General features: G+C 60.0%; 2 protein-coding genes and 1 pseudogene. 2 read left to right on the plus strand and 1 reads right to left on the minus strand.

The window, feature by feature from the left end:
* On the plus strand, window positions 1-1,833 hold a 1,833-nt coding region (locus tag CO666_RS33195), incomplete at its 5' end, for a hypothetical protein (RefSeq protein ID WP_143540423.1).
* A 267-nt stretch (window positions 1,834-2,100) separates the two neighbouring features.
* On the opposite strand, the gene CO666_RS34825 is transcribed toward CO666_RS33195, so the two are convergent.
* Complete coding sequence (locus CO666_RS34825) at window positions 2,101-2,463, minus strand: hypothetical protein (protein WP_245436923.1); 363 nt, start codon at window positions 2,461-2,463, stop codon at window positions 2,101-2,103.
* Window positions 2,464-2,488: 25 nt separating this feature from the next.
* On the opposite strand from CO666_RS34825, the pseudogene CO666_RS33200 reads away from it, so the two are divergent.
* Window positions 2,489-3,339 (plus strand): annotated as a pseudogene (locus CO666_RS33200) (hypothetical protein); the annotation flags it as partial.

The following is a 3,339-nucleotide window of genomic DNA, read 5'->3' on the forward strand; positions in this document are numbered from 1 at the left end:
TTCATTGGCAGCGGCGGCGATGCCTGGATCGCCGAGCGCATGTTCGGCACCAAGGATAATGGCTGGAGCAAGACCATTCAGGCGCTCGACCTGCCCTATATCGACAGCGAATATCTGACGTCGAGCCTCAAGAAGATGGGGCTTTCCATGTCGGGCTCGGATGCCATCGAGCCGGTCGTGCAGCGGCCGATCGATGAGAACGATATCCTGGAAAGCAAGGTGCTGCGCGGCTACGTTCCGTCGACCGCCTATGAACCGACGCTGAAGAAGCTCGACGAACTCAAATACGGCATTCTCGGCGACGCCGTGAAGGACGTGAACCGGGACTTCGTCGCGCCCGACAATATGGACCACCTCGACCAGCTGACGCCGGAGCAGAAGGCGACCCTGCTTTACGATCTCATCGAGATCAAGCAGCAGTTCAACGGCTATATGAGCCAGTATGGCGACAGCGTGCCGGATGGCGAGCGTGTCGGCAAGGATCTCGATGCGCGGATCGAAAAGCTGACGGCTGATCCTGCGACACAGCAGCATCTCTCGGATATCTTCGCAAGCGGCATGAAGGAATATCTGCAGCGCCCGGAAAATTCCGATCTGCTCACCAACATCGAAGACGCCTACCTGATCGATATCGGCGGCGGCAAGGCGATCGACCGGGCGCTTGCCGCCGGCAAGAGCTTCGAGGATGCGCTGAAGGATTATTATTCCGAACTCAACACACTCGTCGATCTCCTGCCCCAGGATTACATCGATGCGCATCTCGACGCCGCCAACGTCACCTTCTCGAACATCGTCAAGGAACATTATATCGGCGACGGCCAGGGCGTCGATCTGCAGCCCTTGCTGTCGGGACCGGATGACACCTTCGTGCCCGGCGCGACGAACGACGCCATCAGCCAGCTGGCAAACCAGTTTGCCCAGGATTTCATCAGCCAGAACGGCCCGGCGGATGGCGAGAAGCTGAAACAGAACCTGGCGCAGGACATAGCGCGCGACGTCGACGGCGTTCTGCGCATGGTGCGCGGCGGCATGAAGCTCGACGACGCGCTTGCCTCCTTCAAGGATTCGCTCGATCTGCCGCGCCAGACCCGGACACCCGCCGGCATCGATGCCGAGGTCTACAAGGCCGGCCTCGTCCATGCCGTCCAGATGCTCAGCATGTCGAGCGTGCTGGTGGCGCGCGGCCTCGGCGTGGGCGGCAAGTGGACGTCGGCCGATATCGCCGCCGCGGTCGGCTCGGCGACGCAGATCGTCGGCATGACGATGGAGGGGCTCGGCAAGAACCTCGACGTTGCCGGCAAGCCGTTCAGCGCCTTCGGCAATGAGCCTGGCAGCTGGGGCAAGGGCATCTCGATGAGCTTCTCGCCCAAGGCGATGGAAGCGGCCGGCAAGATCCTCGGCGCGGCCGGCGGCCTCGCCATGGCCGGCCTCGGCTTCTACTCGGCATCGCGGTCAATGAAGGCCGGCGACCGCGCCAAGGGCGCGCTCGAAATCATCGGCGGCATTGCCGGCACCGGCAATGCGCTCATCGGCTTCTCCGAGGCGATGCTCTATCTGACCAATGCCATGTCCCGCGCCTTCTCGGGGCTCGGAACAGTGGCGCCCGAAGTGGTGACCATCTTCAGCAACGCCGCCAAAGCCGGCCTTGCCGCGGCCGGACTGGTCACCGGCCTCGTTGCTTCAGGTGTCGGGCTGGCCCTCGGCCTGTGGGATATGGCCAACGGCGTGAAGAAGCTCGACAAGATGGAGAAACAGCTGAACGAGAAGCTGGAGCGATACACGGGCGAGTCCGTGCACCTCGAGTTCCGGCCGGATCCGTCGTTCATCTGGTGATGCATCGCGGCTTCCGCCGTCGAGAGATGGCCGCCTCCCGAAGCGCCGCGGTGCTTCCATCATAAATCGATGCAAGCGAGTGTTGCAGCGATAGCTTCTTCTCCGAGAGGAGCTCCACTGTCCGCAAATCTCTTCGTCATCGATCGGTCCCGGCGCGTGAGACCCTGCACCGGCGCGGCCGCGTCAACCGCCCGCAATTTCCCGGACTGTCCAAATCGCGAAGGAAAACCGATAGGCCTCCGTCGATCTCTGCATCCCAGACTTGAATTATTTTTCAAAGATCGTTTTTATGCCTAACGTAAGGTAAATGACGTCATCCGTAAAAAAGCGGAAAAGAAAACAAAGGGAACGCATGTCATCGATCGCGCCAACATCCTCGGATACCGATACGGTTTCTTTTCTCCGGCTAAATGCCGATTCCAGTTCGAAGTCCGACAATTCCGCAAGCCAGGGCAAGACCACGAGCATTGCGGTCAAGAAGACATCGCCTTTTGCCTCTGACGGGACGACAACGGCGGGCCTGACGATTTTCTCGTCGACATCGGCACAGACGACCAGCCCGAAGTTCGTTTCGCTCGCCGCTACATCGAACGGCGATTCCAGCCCGACCGCGCCGATCCAGTCCGTCATCGATCTCCTGTTCAATTCCGATTTCATGAACGAGATCAACCAGGGTTTCATGGAAGGGCTGAAGGACAAGGACAAGTCCTTCGAAAGCATCGACGTCGTCAAAAATCCTCAGAACTATACCGCCGAGCAGAAGCTGATCATGTATCTCGATCTGCTTCAGACCAAGGCGACCTTCGGCAAATACAAGGACAGCCTCGGCGACAACCAGCGCGGCATCTATAACGACCAGGAGATCCTGAAGGATCTCGACAAGTCGATCGCCATCCTGGGCTCGGACCCCGATGTCAACTCGCTGATGACCGAGAAGGCGTTGAAGGCCTTCAAGCTGATCTTCTCCGGTTATCGCGTCGCACCGGCCGACACGAACAAGGACGCCTCCGAGATCATCAACGATACGATCACGCGCGATGAGAAGATGAAGGACCTGCGTCAGAAGGTCGAGGATGCCTTCGAGCACGACATCGTCAATGGCGGCCTGCTGAACGACGGCCTGAAATCCGGCAAGGACGTCACCACCATTCTCAAGGAATATAACGCCGCACTCGGCTTTTATTCCATGGTGCTTCCCGACGATTTCGTGAAGAGCCGCTCGGCGATCGCCGACAAGGCCTATGCCGAATTCTTCGACAAGAACGTGCTGCCGACGATCTCCGATCCGACGACGGCGCTCGATGGCCTGATCCGGATGGGACTGGCAGGCGACAAGACCGAGCGGGAACTGAAGGGGCTGGGCTCCGTCCTGCCGGTGGTGGATTCCGACCAGCTGCTCGGGCCCGGCGGCAGCCTGTTTGCCGATCTGAAGATCGATCTGGACGGCTTGAAGAAGGTTGCGGCGTCGGAGTTCGGCAGCACCGTGCCCAACAATATCACCCATCT

The organism is Rhizobium chutanense (genome assembly GCF_002531935.1).
GTDB lineage: Bacteria > Pseudomonadota > Alphaproteobacteria > Rhizobiales > Rhizobiaceae > Rhizobium > Rhizobium chutanense.